Source organism: Acidocella sp. (genome assembly GCF_050253495.1).
Lineage (GTDB): Bacteria > Pseudomonadota > Alphaproteobacteria > Acetobacterales > Acetobacteraceae > Acidocella.
In genome coordinates this window covers 1-18,889 of the sequence record NZ_JBFWIX010000007.1, presented here as the reverse complement: position 1 = coordinate 18,889, position 18,889 = coordinate 1, and the positions used below count along the sequence as shown (strand labels likewise).

The 18,889-nt window shown below is 61.7% G+C and carries 18 protein-coding genes and 1 pseudogene; 8 read left to right on the top strand and 11 right to left on the bottom strand.

The features are described 5' to 3' along the window. Positions 1-76: 76 nt before the first annotated feature. The 8 genes from AB7D48_RS07355 to AB7D48_RS07320 all read right to left on the bottom strand — a co-directional run bounded on the left by AB7D48_RS07355 (position 77) and on the right by AB7D48_RS07320 (position 8,051). Positions 77-1,450 (bottom strand): MmgE/PrpD family protein, encoded by a 1,374-nt coding sequence (locus AB7D48_RS07355; protein ID WP_427977139.1) that lies wholly within the window; start codon positions 1,448-1,450, stop codon positions 77-79. Next, positions 1,447-2,304, bottom strand: coding sequence for a 3-mercaptopyruvate sulfurtransferase (gene sseA, locus AB7D48_RS07350; RefSeq protein ID WP_427977137.1), 858 nt, complete (start codon positions 2,302-2,304; stop codon positions 1,447-1,449). Before sseA ends, AB7D48_RS07355 begins: the two co-directional genes overlap by 4 nt. A gap of 11 nt (positions 2,305-2,315) precedes the next feature. Further along, positions 2,316-3,686 (bottom strand): adenylosuccinate lyase, encoded by a 1,371-nt coding sequence (gene purB, locus AB7D48_RS07345; protein WP_427977134.1) that lies wholly within the window; start codon positions 3,684-3,686, stop codon positions 2,316-2,318. A 96-nt stretch (positions 3,687-3,782) separates the two neighbouring features. Beyond that, the gene (locus AB7D48_RS07340; RefSeq protein ID WP_427977132.1) at positions 3,783-4,115 is read right to left on the bottom strand and encodes a carboxymuconolactone decarboxylase family protein; all 333 of its coding nucleotides are present in this window, start codon (positions 4,113-4,115) and stop codon (positions 3,783-3,785) included. Between the two features lie 48 nt (positions 4,116-4,163). Next, entirely contained in the window at positions 4,164-5,156 is a 993-nt protein-coding gene (locus AB7D48_RS07335) for an ABC transporter substrate-binding protein (protein WP_427977129.1), read from the bottom strand. Between the two features lie 166 nt (positions 5,157-5,322). Further along, positions 5,323-6,267, bottom strand: a complete 945-nt coding sequence (locus AB7D48_RS07330; RefSeq protein WP_427977432.1) for an IS5 family transposase — start codon at positions 6,265-6,267, stop codon at positions 5,323-5,325. Between the two features lie 73 nt (positions 6,268-6,340). Then, positions 6,341-7,228: an ABC transporter permease gene (locus AB7D48_RS07325; RefSeq protein WP_427977127.1), complete on the bottom strand. Its 888-nt coding sequence runs from the start codon at positions 7,226-7,228 to the stop codon at positions 6,341-6,343. Beyond that, entirely contained in the window at positions 7,221-8,051 is an 831-nt protein-coding gene (locus AB7D48_RS07320) for an ABC transporter ATP-binding protein (RefSeq protein ID WP_427977124.1), read from the bottom strand. Before AB7D48_RS07320 ends, AB7D48_RS07325 begins: the two co-directional genes overlap by 8 nt. A 487-nt stretch (positions 8,052-8,538) precedes the next feature. Here AB7D48_RS07320 and AB7D48_RS07315 point away from each other — a divergent pair, with 487 nt between their 5' ends. Next, complete coding sequence (locus tag AB7D48_RS07315) at positions 8,539-8,736, top strand: helix-turn-helix domain-containing protein (protein ID WP_427977122.1); 198 nt, start codon at positions 8,539-8,541, stop codon at positions 8,734-8,736. Positions 8,737-8,760: 24 nt separating this feature from the next. Further along, positions 8,761-9,225: an IclR family transcriptional regulator domain-containing protein gene (locus AB7D48_RS07310; RefSeq protein WP_427977429.1), complete on the top strand. Its 465-nt coding sequence runs from the start codon at positions 8,761-8,763 to the stop codon at positions 9,223-9,225. A gap of 22 nt (positions 9,226-9,247) precedes the next feature. Here AB7D48_RS07310 and AB7D48_RS07305 read toward each other — a convergent pair whose 3' ends face one another. Next, positions 9,248-9,529 (bottom strand): arginase family protein, encoded by a 282-nt coding sequence (locus AB7D48_RS07305; RefSeq protein WP_427977120.1) that lies wholly within the window; start codon positions 9,527-9,529, stop codon positions 9,248-9,250. An 88-nt stretch (positions 9,530-9,617) separates the two neighbouring features. Between AB7D48_RS07305 and AB7D48_RS07300 the strand changes: the two genes are divergently transcribed. The 5 genes and pseudogenes from AB7D48_RS07300 to AB7D48_RS07280 all read left to right on the top strand — a co-directional run. After that, on the top strand, positions 9,618-10,580 hold the full coding sequence (locus AB7D48_RS07300; RefSeq protein ID WP_427977118.1) for a 2-keto-3-deoxygluconate permease: 963 nt from the start codon (positions 9,618-9,620) through the stop codon (positions 10,578-10,580). Next, positions 10,577-11,866: a four-carbon acid sugar kinase family protein gene (locus AB7D48_RS07295; protein ID WP_427977115.1), complete on the top strand. Its 1,290-nt coding sequence runs from the start codon at positions 10,577-10,579 to the stop codon at positions 11,864-11,866. Before AB7D48_RS07300 ends, AB7D48_RS07295 begins: the two co-directional genes overlap by 4 nt. A gap of 20 nt (positions 11,867-11,886) precedes the next feature. Further along, the gene (gene pdxA / locus AB7D48_RS07290; protein WP_427977112.1) at positions 11,887-12,882 is read left to right on the top strand and encodes a 4-hydroxythreonine-4-phosphate dehydrogenase PdxA; all 996 of its coding nucleotides are present in this window, start codon (positions 11,887-11,889) and stop codon (positions 12,880-12,882) included. A 65-nt stretch (positions 12,883-12,947) separates the two neighbouring features. Continuing rightward, positions 12,948-13,706, top strand: coding sequence for a DeoR/GlpR family DNA-binding transcription regulator (locus AB7D48_RS07285; RefSeq protein WP_427977109.1), 759 nt, complete (start codon positions 12,948-12,950; stop codon positions 13,704-13,706). 340 nt (positions 13,707-14,046) lie between these two features. Then, a pseudogene (locus AB7D48_RS07280) lies at positions 14,047-14,586 on the top strand (IS5 family transposase); the annotation flags it as partial. Between the two features lie 172 nt (positions 14,587-14,758). Here the strand turns inward: AB7D48_RS07280 and AB7D48_RS07275 are convergent. Further along, a complete protein-coding gene (locus AB7D48_RS07275) occupies positions 14,759-16,279 on the bottom strand; it encodes a dihydroxy-acid dehydratase (protein ID WP_427977107.1) in 1,521 nt (506 codons plus the stop codon). A gap of 79 nt (positions 16,280-16,358) precedes the next feature. Next, positions 16,359-17,744, bottom strand: a complete 1,386-nt coding sequence (locus AB7D48_RS07270; RefSeq protein WP_427977105.1) for an MFS transporter — start codon at positions 17,742-17,744, stop codon at positions 16,359-16,361. 69 nt (positions 17,745-17,813) lie between these two features. On the opposite strand from AB7D48_RS07270, the gene AB7D48_RS07265 reads away from it, so the two are divergent. Then, positions 17,814-18,761: a LysR family transcriptional regulator gene (locus AB7D48_RS07265; RefSeq protein ID WP_427977102.1), complete on the top strand. Its 948-nt coding sequence runs from the start codon at positions 17,814-17,816 to the stop codon at positions 18,759-18,761. Positions 18,762-18,889 lie beyond the last annotated feature (128 nt).

The following is an 18,889-nucleotide window of genomic DNA, read 5'->3' as shown; positions in this document are numbered from 1 at the left end:
AAGAACTCTGACGCCGACCGGGGTTTGACCCTGGCCGGAAGGCCAAGAGTGAATAACCGAGATCAACCAGCCGCCTTCAGCCCCACAGCGCCTGATACAGCCCTTCCGACGCCCCTTGCTCGGGGAAGCTCCGCGCCCAGGCCACTAGCGCGTCCACATCGACCGGACCTTTGGCCAGATGCAGAATGTCATGCGCGCGGGCGATCATCTGCGCCTCGCTCCAGGGCGCTTCCGGGTCGCCATTGCGAAAGGCCCGTTCCTCGACCAGCCTTTTGCCGTCGACACATTCGATCGTCACCCGCGCCGGCCGCTCGGCCGGGAAGCGGGTGGTGAATTGCGGATCTGCCCTCACCTGCGTGCGCTCAGCCAGCGCCTGCAACGCCGGATCGGCGACCAATGCAGGCGTCAAGCCGAGGAAATCCGGTGCGCGCCCGGCGGCAGCAGCGGCAATGCAGAAGCTGGTGGAGAATTTCGCCTCCGAGACATTGCGCGGTGCCTGCACCCCGGCAATCTGCATCGCCTGTGTCGGCAGCTCGACCAGAACCGTCCGGATCGCCGCCGCCCCGCCGGCTTGCGGTGCCAGCGCCCGGGCGCAATCCAGCGCGGTGTGGGTCTGCCCGCAAGTCGGCCAGCCTTTGATGGTGACATCATGGATCAGCGGCCGACCGCCAGGCATTAGCCAAGCCGGGTCGCAGTCGCGTAGATGCCAGGCGGCACGCATGCCCCGCCGCCCTTCCAGGATGCGCGGCGCCCCGGGCAGGCCGGCCAGAGCCATGAAGGCCGCAGCCAGACCGTTGCGCACTGCGATGGCGGCATGGAAGCCCTTGGCGGCGGCAGTGCCGTCATCGAGCATCTGCCATAACCCGGCAGCCTGGGTGCCGGCATGGCCGAAGGCGGAAAGCATTCCCGCCGCATCCAGCCCCAGATAACGCGATGCCGCCGCCGCCGCGCCAAAGCAACCCGCCGTCGCGGTGGTATGGTTGAGCGCATAATGCGACGCTCCCAGATGCGACCCCACACGCATGACCGCCTCGAACCCTGCGACCACCGCCGCACCCGCCTCGCCCCGGCGCGCCGGATAGGCCTGCGCCAGCGCCATCACCGCCGGCACCACGGTGATGCCGGGATGGCTAGTGGAGAGCCGGTGCGTGTCATCCACCTCCCAGAGATGGGCGATGGCGGCATTCGCCGCCGCCGCCGCCTCGACAGGATACCGCCCACCCTGCCCCGCCACCTGCGCCGGACCGGATTCATCCGTCCGCACCAGCGCCGCGCAGAAGGCGGGAAAGGCTTCATGCCCGGTGCCGGCCAACAAAGCGGTGCCATAATCCAGCATTGAGGCGAATAGCCGAGCGGCCAGCGCCGGATCTTCGTCATTGCGCCATTCGGCGAGGTAGCGGGCCAACGGCGCCAGCTCGGCCTCGGTGACAAGCGGCAGAATGCTGTTCATGCTGGCACCGCACCAGTTACAACCGGCAGCTCTGCCCGGCTCTCCTGCCCCCATTCGGACCAGGAGCCGTCATACACCGCAATCGGCCCCAGCCCGGCAAGCTCGGCCCCTAGCGCCAGGACCGAGGCGGTCACCCCGGAGCCGCAGCTGGCGATGATCGGCGCCGCGCCGGTAATGCCCGCCTTGGCGAACAACGCTTTGATCTCCCTGGCTGGCCGATAGCGTCCGCCCTGCAGGATCTCACCGAAGGGCAGATTGCGCGCCCCCGGCATATGGCCGGAGCGCAGCCCCTGGCGCGGCTCCGGCTGGGTGCCGGCGAAACGCGCCGCCGCCCTGGCATCGACAATCTCGGCCTGGTTCAACGCGGCCAGAAGCTGGGCGCTATCGGCCAGGCGCACTGGGTTGGGCCGGGCCACGAAATCGCCGTCCGGCACGCGCATGGCCGGGCCGGCGACCACTGCGCCCCCCACCGCCTGCCAAGCCGGCAGCCCGCCATCCAGCACCGTCACCGCCTCATGGCCCATCACTTTCAGCATCCACCAGGCGCGCGGTGCCGCGAAAATTCCGGCAGTGTCATAAACCACCACCCGACTTGCCATACTAACGCCCAGGGCGCGCAGCGCCTGCTGAAACGATGCCGGCGTGGGCAGCATATGCGGCAAGGAAGAGCTGGTATCCGCGATCTCCTTATCGAAATCGAAACGCTGCGCGCCAGCGATATGGGCCTGCAGAAACTCCGCCTGCGGGTCGCGCGCATCCGCCGGCATGTACCAGCTGGCATCCAGCAGCACGAGATCCGGTGCCCCAATTTCCGCCTTCAGCCAGGCTGCATCAACGAGATCAGGTAGGGTCATCGCCTCCTCCTTCATTGGACCTGAAGCCAGGGGGCGGCTTCCTCGCGCGCCACCACGCGGTCGATACTGGCACCGGTCATGCCGAGATAATCGCCGGGCTGGGTCAGGCGCTCGATCTCCTCCGCCGAAAAGGCGTTGGCGATGTGCGGATGCGCCGCCAGCGCGGCATCGAAGCTCTGGCCCTTCTCGATCCCGGTCATCGAAGCTTCGTAGAGCCATTCATGCGCGGTATTCTTGCCGACGCGCTCGCCCAGCTCCAACATCACCCGCTCGGAGAGAAGATAGCCCTTCATCAGCTTGATGTTGCGCTCCATTGCCAGCTTATCAATGCGCAGCCCCTTCAACAGGGCTCCCGCCTGGAACATAATCGCGCCCGCGACTAGGCAGGCTTCCGGCACCGCCTTCCATTCGGATTTCCAGGCAATTCCGTCGCGCTCATGCTCCTGCACCATCGCCTCCAGCATCATGCTTGCGGACTGGCGCACGCTGCGCGACAGCATGGCGACATTCTCAGCCGCCACCGGGTTGCGCTTATGCGGCATTGTCGAAGAACCGAGCTTGCCTTCGGAGAACCCTTCCTCCACTTCGGCGAATTCATTGCTCTGGAGATTGAACAGCTCATTACCGATCTTGCCCAGCGTCGCGGAAATCATGGCCAGGACCATTATATATTCGGCAATGCGGTCTCGCGCCGGGGCCCAGCTGATCTCGGTGGCGCCCAGCCCCAACCGCGCCGCCGTACCGGCCTCGATCTCGGTGGCGCTCGCGCCATAGCTCGCCTGCGTGCCGACCGCGCCGACTAGCATGATCACGAACACACGCGCTCCGGCCTGGTCCAGCCTTGTCGCGTGACGCGACAATTCATCCAGCCAGATTGCGCATTTATGCCCAAACGTGATCGGCAGCGCCTGTACCCCGTGGGTACGCCCGACCATCACCGTATCGCGATGCGCTTTCGACAGACGCACGAGCTCCCGCCCGATCACCGCCAGATCGCGCCGATAGACCGCATCCGCCTCACGCAATTGCAGCACCAGCCCGGTATCCACCACATCCTGTGTGGTGGCACCGTAATGCAGATATTCCGCCGCTTCCTTACTGAGGTTTTTCTGCATGCCTTTGAGCAGCGGCACCAGCGTATGCTTCACCCGCCGCACCTCCTCCGCCACCGCTTCGATATCGATCAACTCGATATCCCCCGCCGCCGCAATCGCCTGTGCCGCCGCCGCCGGGATGATGCCCAGCTTCGCCTGGGTCGCGGCCAGCGCCACTTCAAAATCCAGCCATTTCTGCAGCCGGTTCTTCTCGCTGAAAATGCGGCGCGTCTCCGGCGTGCTCCAGAGATGCTGCATGGTGATCATGTCAAAAACGGAAACTCTCATGGTTATCCTCGATCTTCGGTGAGACGGCCAGTCTCTGGGGTCGTCGCCACAGCGGCCATGGGCCCGGCCGCCGCAACCTGAATGGGTGTCGAAGTTTTATTCGTCGCCGTAAAATTTCATCGCCAGGCCACCATGGGCCGCCGCCGCACCGGCGCAGAGGGCCGCCGAAATCAGCACCGCCTCGGCCACTTCCGCCTTGGTGACACCAACCGCCTTCCCCTTGGTGACATGCGATTCGATGCAGTAGGGACAGCCGGTGGCATGGGCGACAGCAATCGCGATCATCTCGCGCACCTTCGGCGGAATCACGCCATGGGACTGGCCAGGGATGGCATTCAGCGTCATCCAGGCCTTGAAATCCTCCGGCGCCAACTTGGCCATCTGCTTGCGAAAATCCGCGTCCGTGGTGTCATAATATTTATTGCTCATGGTTATATTTCCTTCCTATTCGCGTTCAAAATATCGTCGTATGGCAGTTCAGCTGCCATCGGCGAGCTGGCCGACGGGGAAGAACAGATCCTTCCAAGAATCAGGTTTGCGATTGATCTGCCCGATTTTGTACATGAAGCCGACGAAGCTCATGATGTTCTGCGGCGTGCGGGTATAAATCATCTTCGGGTCCTTCAGGATGGAGACGATCAACGCCGGCTTGGTCTTGGTATCGTGCGCGTCTTCCAGATACAGCTTCGCAGCCTCCTCCGGGTGCGCCTTGATGAAGTCATCGGCCTCGGTCAGGGCCGAGAGCACGGCATGGATGATCTTCGGATTGGCGTCGTAGAAGCTCTTAGTTGCGCCCAGCACCACGACCGTCGACGGCTTCGAGCCCATGATGTCGTAGGACGAGGTCACCACATGCACCTTCGGGTCCGCCATTTCGATCTCCTGGTAGGGCGGCACGCTGAAATGCGTGTTCACCGTGCCTGAGCCCGAGAGCAGTGCCAGCGTCGCATCCGCCGGCTCCATCGCCACCGTCAGCGCGTCGAGCTTCTTGCTGTCTCCATAGGCTTTTTCAGCCGCCATCTTCAGCATGATCGCCTGCGGCGACACCAGGATCGACGGCACCGCGATCTTATCCGCCGCTGTCAGATCCTTGATGGATTTCACCTTCGGGTCGGTGGTAACGAGATAATTGATGACGGAATCCTCAGCCGCAATCGCCTTCACCCGCCCGCCTGTCGCCGCCCAGACCGACGCCAGGTTGGTAACACCGAAACTGGTGATATTGACGTTGCCGGAAATCAACGCATCCGTCTGCGCGGAGCCGGCCATCACCATCCATTTCACCTTGGTATCTGAGAGCCCCTCGGCCGCCAGCTGCTTCTCGACCAGATGCTGCTGCTGCATGATGATCATCGGCAGATGCGGCAAGCCGGGCAACCGGGCCAAGGTCAGCGTCGAGCTCTCGGCCAGAGCCGGCACCGACACGCCAGCCAGCATGGTGGCGACCATCGCCGTTGCAAGAATTTTCATAAAACCCCCTGTTTCTGATGTTAAGGAACCCCTGAACAAGCCTGGGATTATGACCTCCTTCTGGTTCAGCGTTTCTGTTGGTCGGGCGCGTGCGGCATCGGGTGGATGATATTCTGTTCTCTCTGCCTCTGGGCGAGGGGCGATCCAAGTCTCGGAGCGGTTGTCGTTACAACAGACGCCTTCTGAGCATGAACAGATTGACCAGGGCGCAACTGGCAAACAGCCCGTCGGCGTTCTTGTCGATCTCCATGTAGCGAACCTTGGTGAAGCCGAACACGCGTTTTATCACGGCAAAACAATGCTCAACCTTGGCGCGGGCCTTGGATTTTCTCCGGTTTTTGGCTTTTTCGGCCTCGTTCGCCACGCCCCCGAACTTGGCCCGGCGGTTGGTGAAGTCCTTGGCCCTGGGCGCGCAACGGTGGATGACCTCGCGCTGTCCGCGATAAGCTTGGTCGCCCCAGACCCGCGTCTCATCACCGTGCAGCAAGTCTTCCAGCAGCGTGCTGTCATGCGTATTCGCGGGCGTCGCCGCCACGGCGTGGATCAGCTTGGTCTTGGAATCCACGCCGATATGCGCCTTCATGCCAAAATACCATTGGTTGCCCTTGCGGGGCTGGTGCATCTCTGGATCCCGCGCCATTGCCTCGTTCTTCGTCGAGGACGGTGCGTGAATGATGGTCGCGTCGACAATCGTGCCGGTGGAAACCTTCAACCCGCGCTCGGCCAGATACGCGTTCACCTCCTGGAAAATCTGGCCGCACAACTCGTGGCGCTCCAGCAGATGCCGGAAATTGAGGATCGTCGTCTCGTCGGGCACCGGCTCGCGGCCAAGATCAACGCCAACAAACCGACGCATCACCTCGGAATCATAAAGCGCTTCTTCCGCCCCCGGGTCGGACAGGCTGAACCAGTGTTGCAGGAAATAAATGCGTAGCATGCAATCCAACCCAACCGGGCCGCGGTCCTTGCCAGGCTTTGGGTAGAATGGGGCAATCAGATCGTACAACCGCCGCCACGGAACAACCTGCTCCATCTCCGCCAAAAACGCCCCACGGCGCGTGGTCTTGCCAAAACAATCAAACCCAACGCTCGAAAAACTCAGCTGGCGCATCAGAACATCTTCTCCAGACACATCCTCAAATTTTACCCAGGACTAAGAAAACACCAAGTTGTTCAGAGATTCCTTAACTCTGCACGCCCCAGCGGCGGACCGTGCGGTTCTCGATGGTTTGGAAGACCAGATTATCGACCGCGAGGCCGATGATGACGATGGTCAGAAGCCCCGCGAACACGGCCGGAATATTCAGCGAATTTTTTGCCTCATAGATGAACCAGCCAAGCCCGCCAGAGCCGGAGCTCACCCCGAAGACCAGTTCGGAGGCGATCAAGGTCCGCCAGGCGAAAGCCCAGGAAATCTTCATGCCGGCAAGAATACTGGGAAAGGCCGCAGGGATCAGGATCTTGCTGATATAGGCAAAATGCCCCAGCCCGTAATTGCGCCCGATCATTCGCAAGGTAGCCGAAACCGAACGAAAGCCCGTATAGGTATTCAACGCCACGGCCCAAATCACCGATTGGACGATGACGAACACCAAAGCGGTTTCGCCTAGCCCGAACCAGATCATCGCCAGCGGCAGCAAGGCGATCGCCGGCAGCGGGTTGAACATCGCCGTCATTACTTCCAGCAGATCAGTGCCGATGCGCGTGGCAATGGCCAGGCTGGTCAGCACCGCCGCCAGCACAATGCCAAGTCCGTAGCCCAGCAGCAGCACATGGATCGACACCCAGATATGGGATTCCAAGGTTCCGTCAGCGATGTTGCGAATGAACGAAGCCATGGACGCGCTGAAGGTCGGCAGCAGCAGCTCGTTATCCATGTAGGCCGCGTAACTCTGCCAGAGCAGCGCCAAGATCACGATCAGCAGCGCCTTGCGCACCAGAGATTGATTATAGAGCCGCTCGAACAGCGATAGCGGCCGCTGCGCCGTGATCGCCACCGTCTCGGTCCGCTGGCGATAAATGTCCGACCGCGTCGGGGTCGCAATGGCCGTGTCGGCCAGCAGGTTACTCATGGCCTTCCTCCTCGCCGTGCCGGCTTTGCGGAAACAGCATCGAATGAATCTTATCTTCAAATTGCGCCTGCCAGCCATCCGGCAGTGGGCCTAAAGGCGGGCTGTTGAGCTCGGCCATCACCTGGCCAGGATGCGGTGAAAGCAGAAGGATCCGGTTGCCGATCTTGATGGCTTCCCCAATGGAGTGTGTGACGAACATCAAGGTGAAGCGCGTCTCCGCCCAGAGCTGCAACAACTCGTCCTGCATCTGCCGGCGGGTCAAGGCGTCGAGTGCTGCGAAAGGTTCATCCATCAACAGGATTTCCGGCTCCATCGCCATACCCCGCGCAATCGCGACACGCTGTTTCATGCCGCCGGAGAGCATGTGCGGAAAACTGTTCGCCGCCCGCACCAAACCGACCTTCTCGACATAGCTCATGGCTTTTTCCATCGCCTGGCGCTTCGGCATCTTGCCGGTGACAACAAGCGGAAACATCACGTTTTCGACCACGGTTTTCCAAGGCAGCAACTGGTCGAATTCCTGAAACACCATCATCCTATCCGCACCAGGCTGGCGGATTTCGCGGCCATTCAGCCGCACACTTCCTTCGGTCAAACCGACATAGCCGCCGATTGCCTTCAGCAACGTCGATTTGCCACATCCTGAAGGCCCGAGCAGCACGAAACGATCGGAGGGCATGATCTGAAAATCGACGCGGTAGGTTGCGGTCACCAATTCCCGGCCGGTTTTGTACTGGACCGTGGCGCCGGAGACGTCCAGCAATGGCTGCGCCGTCTGCGCATCGGCTGCGCGCGGAATCGCGACGGTTTCGATTTGTTCCATACCTGTCCTCAAACGTTTCTGGAGTAGTAGTTTTGCTACGTACATGCCGCAAACTCCTGCCCGACCTGATTGCGCGATCGCGTCGTTAAAAAAGCGACGTGGCCCAACGCCACGTCACATCCAACACTGCAGCGGATAACCAGCCACGGCCAACACGCAAAACCACGCCTTGACTATAAACACTTAATATCTATCTTTTTAATATGAATTAAGTGTCACGACTTTCCGCATGGCGCAAGATACCAAATCCCGGGCAAAGCATCCCGCACCCGACTTGAGTTAACTAAACCTACTTTTCTACACGGAAATAAGACGCAACCTGACAAAAGGAAGCTTTGAAAAGGCCATGCCGTAAATCGACAAAAAGCTGATTCGCCGTCTTGGATGCTGGCGTTGCATTTGTTTCTCCCACATTTGTTTTATTCAATGAAATGTGATTTAACCAATAAAACGCCTTTTCTGGACACATGTCAAGCGAGATTGTATGATGAGCGCATCCTCCCCTCCCCCCTCCGGCGTGCTGGAACGGGGGCTCTATCTTTTGTCTTTCTTCACCCAGCAGCAGCCCTCTCTGCATTTGAAGGAGCTGGCCGAATTATCCGGGCTGGACAAAGCCACAACTTTGCGCGCGTTGAAAATCCTCGCCGCGTGGAACTATCTGAAGAAACACCCGAATGGCGCCTAGTCCCCAGGCCCGGCGAATTTGCGGATGGCGGCCCTCTATCGCCAATCGACGAATTTCGTTCGCCGGATTGAAGCGGTCATCGGCTCCCTCAGCGGCCAGGTTGGCCAGACCACCTCGTTCTTCGTGCGCTCGGGGGAAAACCGCGTCTGCATCGCGCGCGACCAGGTATATCGGGATTTTCGCTATTATATCGAAGTCGGCGCCTCGGTTCCCTTATCAGGCGGTGGTGCTGCCTCTCAACTCCTGCTGGCCTACACAGAAGCGCAGAACGAGGCGCATCGCTGCATCAGGTTGGCCGGGCGCTATATCTCGCGCGGCGAGCGCAACCGGCACCTGGCCTCCGTCGCCGTGCCGGTGTTTGAAATGGATGGTCAATTCCTGGGCGCGCTGACCATCACCGGCATGGCGCTGGACCTCGACGACGAAACCCTGATCGGCTTCGCCCAGTTGGCGAAAACCGATCTAACGAAGGCCGGCTTCGCCTTCTGAAACTGCGTCTGGCCTGGCGCGCTCAGCCTTGATTGCTGGCCGCCAGCGCCAGCAGCTCGGCCATCACCGTGGCGCCCAGCAGCGCGGTGATCTGCCCAGGCCCATCATGTGCCGGGCAAACCTCGACCACATCGTAACTGACCAGCCAACGCCTTCCTCCACTGCCAAGCAGAAGATCAGAGGCAGAGCACGCAAAACCACACAAGGCGCGACTCAGCTGACGCTTACACTCTTTCAATGTCTTAAACCGGGATCTGGGCAGGAATCCTGCATTATCAGACTTATTTTTGCGTGTTTTAGTCATTTTTTTGATTGATTCGAGTGTTTTGTGCTGGTATCCAGGCGCCTTTCGCTCAATTCAGTCATCAATAATGCCGCCCGGAGGAACCAAAATGCAGCTTCCCATTAAGAAAACCATCGATTCCGTGCCCGGCGGCATGATGATCGTACCGTTGACCATTGGCTGCCTCATCAACACTTTCGCGCCGGACACCGCGGGGTTCTTCGGCTCCTTTACCGGCGCCCTGTTCAACGGCGCACTGCCGATTTTGGCGGTGTTTTATGTTTGCATGGGGTCCACCATTTCCTTCAAAACCCTGCCGCGGGTGGCGGGAAAGGGCGGTGTGCTGCTGGGCTCCAAGATCCTCATGGGTATTTTGTGCGGCGTGGTGCTGGGGCATTTTCTGGGGGAAGTGCCCATTACCTCCGGCTGGTTCGCCGGGCTTTCCACCCTTGCGGTGGTCGCCGCCATCAACGACACTAATGGCGGTCTCTACATGGCGCTGATGGGCCAGTATGGCACAGCGGACGAGGCAGCGGCCTATTCCGTCATGTCCCTGGAATCTGGCCCGTTTCTTACCATGGTGACACTGGGTGCGGCCGGGCTTTCGGCCTTCCCGTGGCAGACACTGGTGGGCGCCATCCTTCCGCTGGCGGCGGGTATCGTCATCGGCAATCTCGACCATAAGATGCGCGATTTTCTTAGCCGCGCAACCCCGGTGATGATCCCGTTCTTCGCCTTCGCGCTCGGCGCCTCGCTGGATCTGCACCAGGTCTGGCAGGCCGGGCTGCTGGGGCTGGCGCTTGGGCTGTTCGTGCTGGTGGTCTCCGGCATCGTCATGCTGGTGGCTGATAAAACCACCGGTGGCAACGGCGTGGCCGGACTGGCCGCCGCCTCCACGGCGGGCAACGCCGCCGCCGTACCCACCTTGGTGGCCAGCGCCAATCACGCCTACGCCGCCGCCGCCGCGCCCGCCACCGTGCTGGTCGCAGCCTCGGTCATCGTCACCAGCATTCTCACCCCGCCACTCACCGCCTGGTGGGCGCGCCGGGTCGGCGCAAAGGCACAGCTATGAACCAATCCCCCATCCAGATGCGCATGCTCATCGTCGCGGACGATCTTTCCGGAGCGGCCGATTGCGCCATTCCCTGCGTCGCGGCCGGTTTGCAAACGCTTGTCGCGCTGGGGGAAACGGCGGGCAGCGCCCCGCCCACGGAAGTGCTGGCGCTGGATGCGGACACGCGCCGCCTGGCGCCGGAGGATGCCGCCGCGCACACCGGCGCGCTGCTGCGCCGCCTCGGTCAAGCCGGGCAGATCTGGTTCAAGAAATTCGATTCCACCCTGCGCGGCAATGTCGGCGCAGAGTTGGCCGCAACCCTCGCGGCGCAGCGTGAATGGGCGCCGGATGCCTTCGCGCTGGTGGCGCCCGCCTTCCCCGCCACGGGGCGGCAAACGCGCGGCGGGCGGCAATATCTGAACAACGTACCCGTGGAAGAGACCGAGGTCTGGAAGCGCGAGGGCATCCAGGGCCGCGCCCACATGCCCACACTGGCGGTGCGGGCCGGGTTGCGCGCCACCCACGTACCACTGGACGTGGTCAGAGCCGGGCAAATGGGCTTGTCCGCCGCTCTGGCGCAAGCTGGCGCGGCGCATGACGCGGTGGTCTGCGACGCCGAAACGGATGCGGATCTGCGTGCCATCGCCAAGGCCGGCGTGGCGCTGAGCCGGCAGGTGCTGTGGGCGGGGACGGCGGGATTGGCCCGTTACCTCCCGAAAACCACCAGGTTGGGTCATGACGCGCCAAGCCGGGAGGCGCTGGCCCCCGCACGGGGGCCAGTGCTGTTCGTGGTCGGTAGCATGTCAGGCGTCTCGCACGGGCAAGTGACGCATCTCACCGCCGCCGGCGGGCTGCAAACGCTGGTAATTCCGCCACATGTGCTAAGAGCCGGGGAAGGGTACGCGGAATGGACCGCAGCCCTGCGCGCCCTGGATGAAGCCTTGTCCGCCGGGCAGGACGTGGTGGTGCAGCTTGGCATGGAGGAGCACGTGGATGTCGGCGAGGGGCTGGCCCTTTGCCGTGCGCTCTCCTGGCTGGTGGCGCCCTTTGCCGCACGCATCGGCGGGCTGGTTTCAACCGGCGGGGAAACCGCGCGGGCGGTGCTGATGGCCTTCGGCGCCGCTGGGCTGCGGCTGCGCAGCGAGATCGAGCCCGGCGTGGCGCTCTCCGTCACCGAGGGCGGGGCCAGCGGCCCGCACGGGCTGCCAGTCATCACCAAGGCCGGGGCCTTCGGCCATCCGGACACGCTGCTGCGCTGCCGCGCCGTGCTGCACCAGCCCAGCCTTCTCAACAGTATTTTCTGACGACGGAAAAGGATTTCACCATGACACGTCCTGTGATCGCCATTACGATGGGGGATGCTGCGGGCATCGGCCCCGAAATCATCATGAAGAGCCTCGCCCATGCGAATCTCTATGAGCGCTGCCGCCCGCTGGTGGTGGGCGATGCCGCGCGGCTGGAAGCGGCGGGGCGCATTGTCGGCGCCAGCCTCACCATCAACAAGCTGAGCCCTGGCGAGGCGGACAAGGCGCGCTACACCCCCGGCGTGGTGGATTGCATAGATCTCGGGCTGATCCCGGCGGACATGGCCTGGGGCAAGCTCTCCCCGGTAGCAGGCGATGGCGCCTATCAATATATCAAGGTCGCCACGGAGCTTGCCATGGCGGGTTCCGTCCAGGCCATCTGCACCGCGCCCTTGAACAAGGAAGCGTTGCATGCGGGCGGGCATAAATATCCCGGCCATACGGAGATGTTGGCGGCGCTGACCAATACGCCAGAAGTTTCCATGATGCTTACCGCGCCTAATCTGCGGGTGATCCATGTCACCACCCATATCGGCCTACTGGACGCGATCAAGAAGATCGAGCCCGCTTTGGTGGAGCGCGTGATCGCGCGCGGCTACACGGTTTTGGGAAAGGCCAAGCTGACTCGCAAGAAAATCGGCGTGTGCAGTATCAACCCACATGCAGGCGAGAACGGGCTGTTCGGCCATGGCGAGGAGGAACAAAAGATCATTCCCGCCGTGCAGGCCTGCCGTGCCAAGGGCTGGGACGTGGAAGGCCCGCTGCCGGCGGACACGCTGTTCTTCCGCGCAGGGCGCGGGGATTTCGACATGGTGGTGGCCATGTATCACGACCAGGGCCACGGCCCGGTGAAGGTGCTAGGGCTGGAAGCGGGGGTGAACATCACCGTCGGTCTGCCGGTGATCCGTACTTCCGTGGATCATGGCACGGCGTTCGACATCGCGGGTACTGGTAAGGCCGATGAGCGCTCCATGCTGGAGGCTTTGCACGCCGCGATCGATCTGGCGGAACGCTGAGCCGCCCCGCTTGCCCTAGGCCTGGTAGCTGCGTTAGGCCAAGCCTGAACAGGGAGAGCCTATTTGTGAGAGTAGCAAGCCAGCGCCGCAAGCATATCCTCACCCGCCTGCGGGCCGGTACGGCCGATGTCGAGGCGTTGAGCGCGGAGCTTGGCGTTTCCGCCTCCACCATCCGCCGGGACCTCACCCGCCTGGCGGCCGAGGGTCATGTGTTGCGCACCTATGGCGGGGCCGCCGTGCCGGAACAATCCGTGCAGGTGCGCGCCCAGGAAAACCCGCGCGAGAAACAGGCCATCGCCCGGCTGGCAGCGCAATTCGTGCAACCGGGCGAGACGCTGTTGCTGGATGCCGGCACCACCACCGGCGCGCTGGCTGCGGAGTTGGCCGCGCGCGAGGCGCTGCAGTTGCATGTCATCACCAACGGCCTGACCACCATCACCGCCCTGGCGGGTGTGCCGGGTGTAGAGCTTACCGTGCTGGGCGGGCGCATGCGCCAGATCAGCTTCGGCACGGTAGGCCCAGCGGCGGAGCAGGCGCTGCGGCGCCTCACGGCGGACCGGGTGTTCCTGGGCTGCGACGGCGTGGTGGCCGGACGCGGCATCTGCGAGGCCACGGAGGCGCAGGTCTGCCTGAAAGAGCTGATGATCGCCCAGGCCTGGGAGGTTTACGTGCTGGCCGACGCCAGCAAGCTCGGCCGCACCGCCTCCACCGCCTGGGCCCTGCTGCCGGAGCGCTGGACGCTGATCACCGATATTCGCGCCACTGAAGACCAACTCGCCCCTTTCCGCGCCTGCTACGGCGTGAGGGTACTGATTGCGGAATAATCCCGCAAGGTGGGACTTTTTTTGTTGGCCCTGCCAGTGTGGCGGGAGGCGTAGATTAACGCAGGGGCAAAACACCCCGAAATCGCAATGAGTTGAAGGTTTTTCACCGGTAGCGGTAGGGAGTTTCGATGGTGCGTTTTCACAGACGTTATCCGCGATCAAAATACGTCATGAGCTGTCTATGGTTAGGCGCTTTTGTTGTATTGCCAACTATGCGGCTGCCCGCGCAGCCCGTACCTTCGCTGTTGGCGCAACAATTGCCTTCCTAATTGTAAGGCCTCGAAATTGACGGGTGTAGAGTTCCTGCAGACAATTCAGAAAATAATCGCTCACATGGAAAGAGCGGTGCCGGCGCAAGCATAGCCCCTCCAAACGGCGGCAGTGGCGAAAGGTCCATCTGGGTGTGGACGCCGGATCGTTAGAAATCCGCGCTATCGAAGTGACCGGAAGCCGTGTTGGCGATGCGCCCATGCTACCCGAACTGTTCGAGTAGACACCAGGCGATCAAGCCATCACGGGAGTCAGCGCCGATGACGCTTTCGACACCAGGGCCTATCACGAAGCCATTGCCGCACGCGATGCATGTGCCATCATTCTTGCCCGCAGCAATGCGCAAGCTTGGCCTGAAAATACGCCGGTCGTCACGGCCTGCAATGTAATCGTTTGTACAACGCAACTATTTGGTAGGGCGATCTGGAAATGGTGGAGCGGCTATCACCAACGCAGCCTGGTGAAACAAAAATGCATTGCTTCAAACTGCTGGGCGAGCGCATCATGGCACGAGGCTTCGATCGCCAGATCGCCGAACTGCAAATCCGCGCCCCCATCCTCAACCGCTTCCACCGCACTCGGAAGGCCTCAAACGCAGCGTGCCGCTTAACCGAAGACCTTCAAAAGCCGACTGCTGGCCAAAGTCGCGCCTATCAACCGATTTGCGCAACAAAGCCGTGACGAATGGGTAATCGATCCGCACGGTCGCTTGGCTTGCTGAACTGTGGCACCGGATCCAGGAGTATTCCTGCTGCTCTACTTTCCCGAGGCGACACGCTTTCTCACGCGTCCACGGCGTTCGTCCCCGCTTTCGTCCAAGAAATTAAACATGCGTCGACGTCGATCCTGATGCGGTCGCCGTCGCGCACAGCGTGGATGGGATGGCCTGGCTCGTCGCCTCGCGGCATGAAGCCCACCACGAGACCGCGGCTCAACCCGGAGTAGCCGCCGTTGGAGACAAGCGCGATCTTGTCGCCGAGGGCTGCACCCGTCGTGATGCAGGCGGTATCGTCTATGCCACCGATCATCACCAAGACACTACCTGGCGGGACGCGCCCCTGCCGCACGGCTTCCTGCGCCTCCGACGGATTTTGCACGACGACGGCCGCGCCCTCGAAGGCGCGCGCGCCATTCACGGAGACACCGGGGCGCACCAGTGCTCCGCCAGGCGCTAGATTGCCGCGCACCAGGACCAATCCGGCTGTCGTGGACGATTCGGGAATATACGCGTCGGCACCTTCCGCTGCCGCAAGCACGGCCCGCAGCGGCCCGTTGATGGTCACCGCGTCAAGAGACAGCCGCCCCTCAAGTGTTTTCATCAGCGCGCGCACCCCGCCCATGGCCTCCAACTCCTCCATGTTGCCGCCACCGGAAGGGGAAATGAAGCACGCTTGATGGAAGCTTTTGCCGAGCCGTTCGACCATCGCATAGACATCTACGCCCAGACGGCAGGCCTCGCCAAGCGCTTGCAGGTGGTGGACCGCAGTCGCCGCCCCACCGCTCACGAGCAGCACGGCAAGCGCATTGTGAAACGCAGCCTCGGTCAGGATGAACGAGGGGCGCAGATCGCGCTCCACCAGCCCGACGATCGCTTCGCCAGCCTTGGCCGCGAAATCACGCAGCCGTACGCTGCCGGCCCAGATCGGGGCGTTGCCGGGTAGCGCGAGCCCAAGTGCTTCGGCCATCATGTGCATCGTATTGGCTGTGCCCAACCCCGCACAGACCCCGGGCGAGCCGATCGTGTGATCCGCCATGTCCTCCAGCTCTTGTTCATCGGCCTGGCCGACAAGGAAGGCGCCGGTTCGTTCGTAAAGATCCATGATGTGGATGTTGCGCCCGCAATGCTGACCGCCGGCCTGGAAACCGCAAGGCACGATAATCGCAGGCAGGTCGAGTTGGGCGACGGCCAGCAAATGCCCCGGCGTAGTGCTGTCGCATGAAGAGAGCAGCACCAGCCCGTCGAGTGCCTCGCCCTTGGCCATCATCTCGATATCGTGGGCAAGGATGTCGCGCGCGTCCGGCACGGCGTCACGTCCGCCGAGGACGAAGAAAAGCCCGTCCGTTGGCCCCGTGGTGCGAATCTCCACGGGATAGCCGCCCGCCGCTTCCACTGCGTCCGAGACGAGCTTCGCGATCTCATCGAGATGCGCATAGCAGACGGACATTCCCCCGGAGCTGTTCACGACTCCGATCCGGGGCTTGTCGACGGACGCCGGGTTACCGCCGAGTTGCTTGAGATGCGCCCTGTGTACAAACCGCCCGAGAACGTTAGAAGCGATGCTGGGTCCTGCCGTCTTTTCCATTCTGTCTTTCCAATATCTGCGTTTCTTGATGCTGTTCGTGTCGGGCGAAGCCGCCCGACGCCGCCGGTCGCGTCCCGGCTCAATCGTTTTCGTAGTCGTCCTTGGACCTGTCGCGGAGCAGGACAGCCGCCACCAGGCTGACGGCGGCTGTCACCACGATGTAGGCCGCGATCGCCGTCGAACCCCCATAATCATGCGCGAGATAGGTCGCGATCAGCGGTGCCGGTCCACCCGAGATGATTGCTGCAAGCTGGTAGCCAAGGGACGAGCCGGAATAGCGCACGCTTGGAGGAAAATTCTCGGCAATAAAGGCTGCCTGAGGGCCATATTGCATGTCGTGCACCGGCAAGGAGATGAGGATAGCGGCGACAATCAAAGGAGTCACGCCGCTATCCAGCATCCAAAAATAGGGGAAAGCAAAGAGCCCCATTACCACGGCGCCGATGATATAAAGCCGTTTGCGTCCGACCCGATCTGACAAATAACCGAAAAACGGCGTGGTAAAGAGCGAGAGCGCTGATGCCCCGAGGACAGAATTGAACAGGAAGGAGCGCTCCAGATGGAGCTGGGTGACTCCATAGGTGAGGATGAATGCCGTAAAGAGGAAATAAGGGGCCTGCTGCCCGGTTCGGATCAGACAGCTCAGCACGACTTCTTTCCAGTGGTCGCGGAAAACCGTGACCAGCGGCGCCTGCTTGATGGTTTCCTTTTCCTGCATATTCCGAAAGACCGGCGTTTCGATCAGACCGAGCCGGATATAGATGCCGACGAAAATCAGCAGGGCGCCGATGATAAAGGGGATGCGCCAACCGATCGAATTGAACCATTCCGGGGGGCCGAAATGCGACATCATAGCCAAGACCGAGACGGCAAGCAGCATGCCCACGGGCACGCCGAACTGGGGCCCGCTCGCAAGCAGGCCGCGGCGCTTTCCGGTGTTGGACCATTCGGTTGCTACCGCAACCGCCCCGCCCCATTCGCCGCCGACCCCGATTCCCTGGAGCACGCGAAGCACCGATAGAAGGATTGGTGCCCAAATTCCAATTGACGCGTATGTCGGCAGGAAGCCTGTGGCGACAGTGCTGCCGCCGGCGAGCACCAGCGTGGCCATCAGCGTGCTCTTACGACCGAGTCGATCGCCGAAGTGGCCAAAGATGAGCGCACCCAGCGGTCGGGCGGCAAAACCGAGAAAAAAGGTGGTAAAGGACAGAAGCGTCGCCGCAAAAGTATCATCGGACGGGAAATAAAGTGGGCCGAAAACAGTGGCGGCCGCAAGCCCGTAGATGAAGAAATCATACCATTCGATAGTCGTTCCAACGAGTGATGCGATAACGGCCCTGCGTTGCTGTCGGGTCGTTTCCTGCGCACCGCTCTGCGGTACGAAACCTGTTTTTTGCATTTGTTCCTCCCCTTGCCATCGGTTGATTGCCCCGCCTCCAGCGCCGGATTGGTCATCAATTGGCATTTATTCCTTAGCGAAAGATTTGGTCTATTAAAATCAATAGTTTTTGATATAATTACATCGAAAAATTCGATGAAAAGGTTTGCTATGACATTCCTTCAACTGTCCACCTTCGCTGAAGCCGCCCGGCTCGGAAGCTTCACCGCGGTCGCCGCCAAGATGAACGTGACCCAGTCGACCGTCTCGACGCGCATCCAGGAACTGGAGCAGTTTCTCGGCGTGTCACTGTTCGACCGTAGCCATCGGTCGATCACCTTGACGCCGAAGGGGCGCGAGCTCGTGGCCTATGCGCAGCAAGCGATGCTGCTGCACGACCAAACCCGAAGCCGGATCAGCGGGGTCGAGACGCTCTCGGGCATCCTCCGCCTCGGCGTTGCCGAAACGGTGGCCATCAGTTGGCTGGCGGACCTCGTCACCAAGGCCGCCGAGCGCTATCGCAACATCGCCATCGAGCTTGACATTGCCCTGACACGGCAACTGATGACCAAGCTCGAGGCAGGGGCGCTGGATATCGTGCTCGTCCCCAGCGATTCCTTCGACAGCAGCTATGTTGTCCGCTCGACCGGGCAGCTTACTTATAGCTGGATGGCCGGCCGAGATTTCATCCAGCCGGAGAAACCCCTGCGTGCGGAAGATTTCAAATCGCTGCGCATTCTCTCGCTCGGCGAGGATTCATATCACTACAGAACCATCTGTTCCTGGATACTGGCCCATGGCTCGGCCTCCTCGTTGAACCTTTCGAATGTCTGCAACAGCCTCAGCGTGCTCGCAATGTTGACTGCGGGCGGGCTTGGCGTCAGCCTGCTGCCGCCTTCCTGCTTTCAGCGGGAACTGAAGGGCGGCGACTTGCAGCTTTTGAATACATCCCTGCAGCCGCCGCTCATGCCCTTTGCGGTGGTATACAAGAGCCGTGAAAATACGCTCTTGCAGGAGTTGATCGCGGAACTGGCAGTCGAGGTCAGCACCTTCGGTCGAGATGAAAAGCTGGTCGCCGGCGCGAAAGACACCCTTCCGATCTAGTTGTTTGATCCCACGGTTTGATGGTGCGATCCTTTCTTTGGAATGGAAGGATGCCCTATGGGACAAGTTCGTCACGGAATCGACACGACCACGCACGCCGTCAGAGCAGCAATACAGCGATCGCAAGC

Coding starts and splice junctions, on each gene's coding strand:
- AB7D48_RS07325 (WP_427977127.1), bottom strand. CDS start 7,228: ATGAGTAACCTGCTGGCCGACACGGCCATTGCGACCCCGACGCGGTCG.
- AB7D48_RS07335 (WP_427977129.1), bottom strand. CDS start 5,156: ATGAAAATTCTTGCAACGGCGATGGTCGCCACCATGCTGGCTGGCGTG.
- AB7D48_RS07330 (WP_427977432.1), bottom strand. CDS start 6,267: ATGCGCCAGCTGAGTTTTTCGAGCGTTGGGTTTGATTGTTTTGGCAAG.
- AB7D48_RS07310 (WP_427977429.1), top strand. CDS start 8,761: ATGGCGGCCCTCTATCGCCAATCGACGAATTTCGTTCGCCGGATTGAA.
- purB (WP_427977134.1), bottom strand. CDS start 3,686: ATGAGAGTTTCCGTTTTTGACATGATCACCATGCAGCATCTCTGGAGC.
- AB7D48_RS07300 (WP_427977118.1), top strand. CDS start 9,618: ATGCAGCTTCCCATTAAGAAAACCATCGATTCCGTGCCCGGCGGCATG.
- AB7D48_RS07305 (WP_427977120.1), bottom strand. CDS start 9,529: ATGACTAAAACACGCAAAAATAAGTCTGATAATGCAGGATTCCTGCCC.
- AB7D48_RS07295 (WP_427977115.1), top strand. CDS start 10,577: ATGAACCAATCCCCCATCCAGATGCGCATGCTCATCGTCGCGGACGAT.
- pdxA (WP_427977112.1), top strand. CDS start 11,887: ATGACACGTCCTGTGATCGCCATTACGATGGGGGATGCTGCGGGCATC.
- AB7D48_RS07355 (WP_427977139.1), bottom strand. CDS start 1,450: ATGAACAGCATTCTGCCGCTTGTCACCGAGGCCGAGCTGGCGCCGTTG.
- AB7D48_RS07265 (WP_427977102.1), top strand. CDS start 17,814: ATGAAAAGGTTTGCTATGACATTCCTTCAACTGTCCACCTTCGCTGAA.
- AB7D48_RS07315 (WP_427977122.1), top strand. CDS start 8,539: ATGAGCGCATCCTCCCCTCCCCCCTCCGGCGTGCTGGAACGGGGGCTC.
- sseA (WP_427977137.1), bottom strand. CDS start 2,304: ATGACCCTACCTGATCTCGTTGATGCAGCCTGGCTGAAGGCGGAAATT.
- AB7D48_RS07340 (WP_427977132.1), bottom strand. CDS start 4,115: ATGAGCAATAAATATTATGACACCACGGACGCGGATTTTCGCAAGCAG.
- AB7D48_RS07275 (WP_427977107.1), bottom strand. CDS start 16,279: ATGGAAAAGACGGCAGGACCCAGCATCGCTTCTAACGTTCTCGGGCGG.
- AB7D48_RS07270 (WP_427977105.1), bottom strand. CDS start 17,744: ATGCCAATTGATGACCAATCCGGCGCTGGAGGCGGGGCAATCAACCGA.
- AB7D48_RS07320 (WP_427977124.1), bottom strand. CDS start 8,051: ATGGAACAAATCGAAACCGTCGCGATTCCGCGCGCAGCCGATGCGCAG.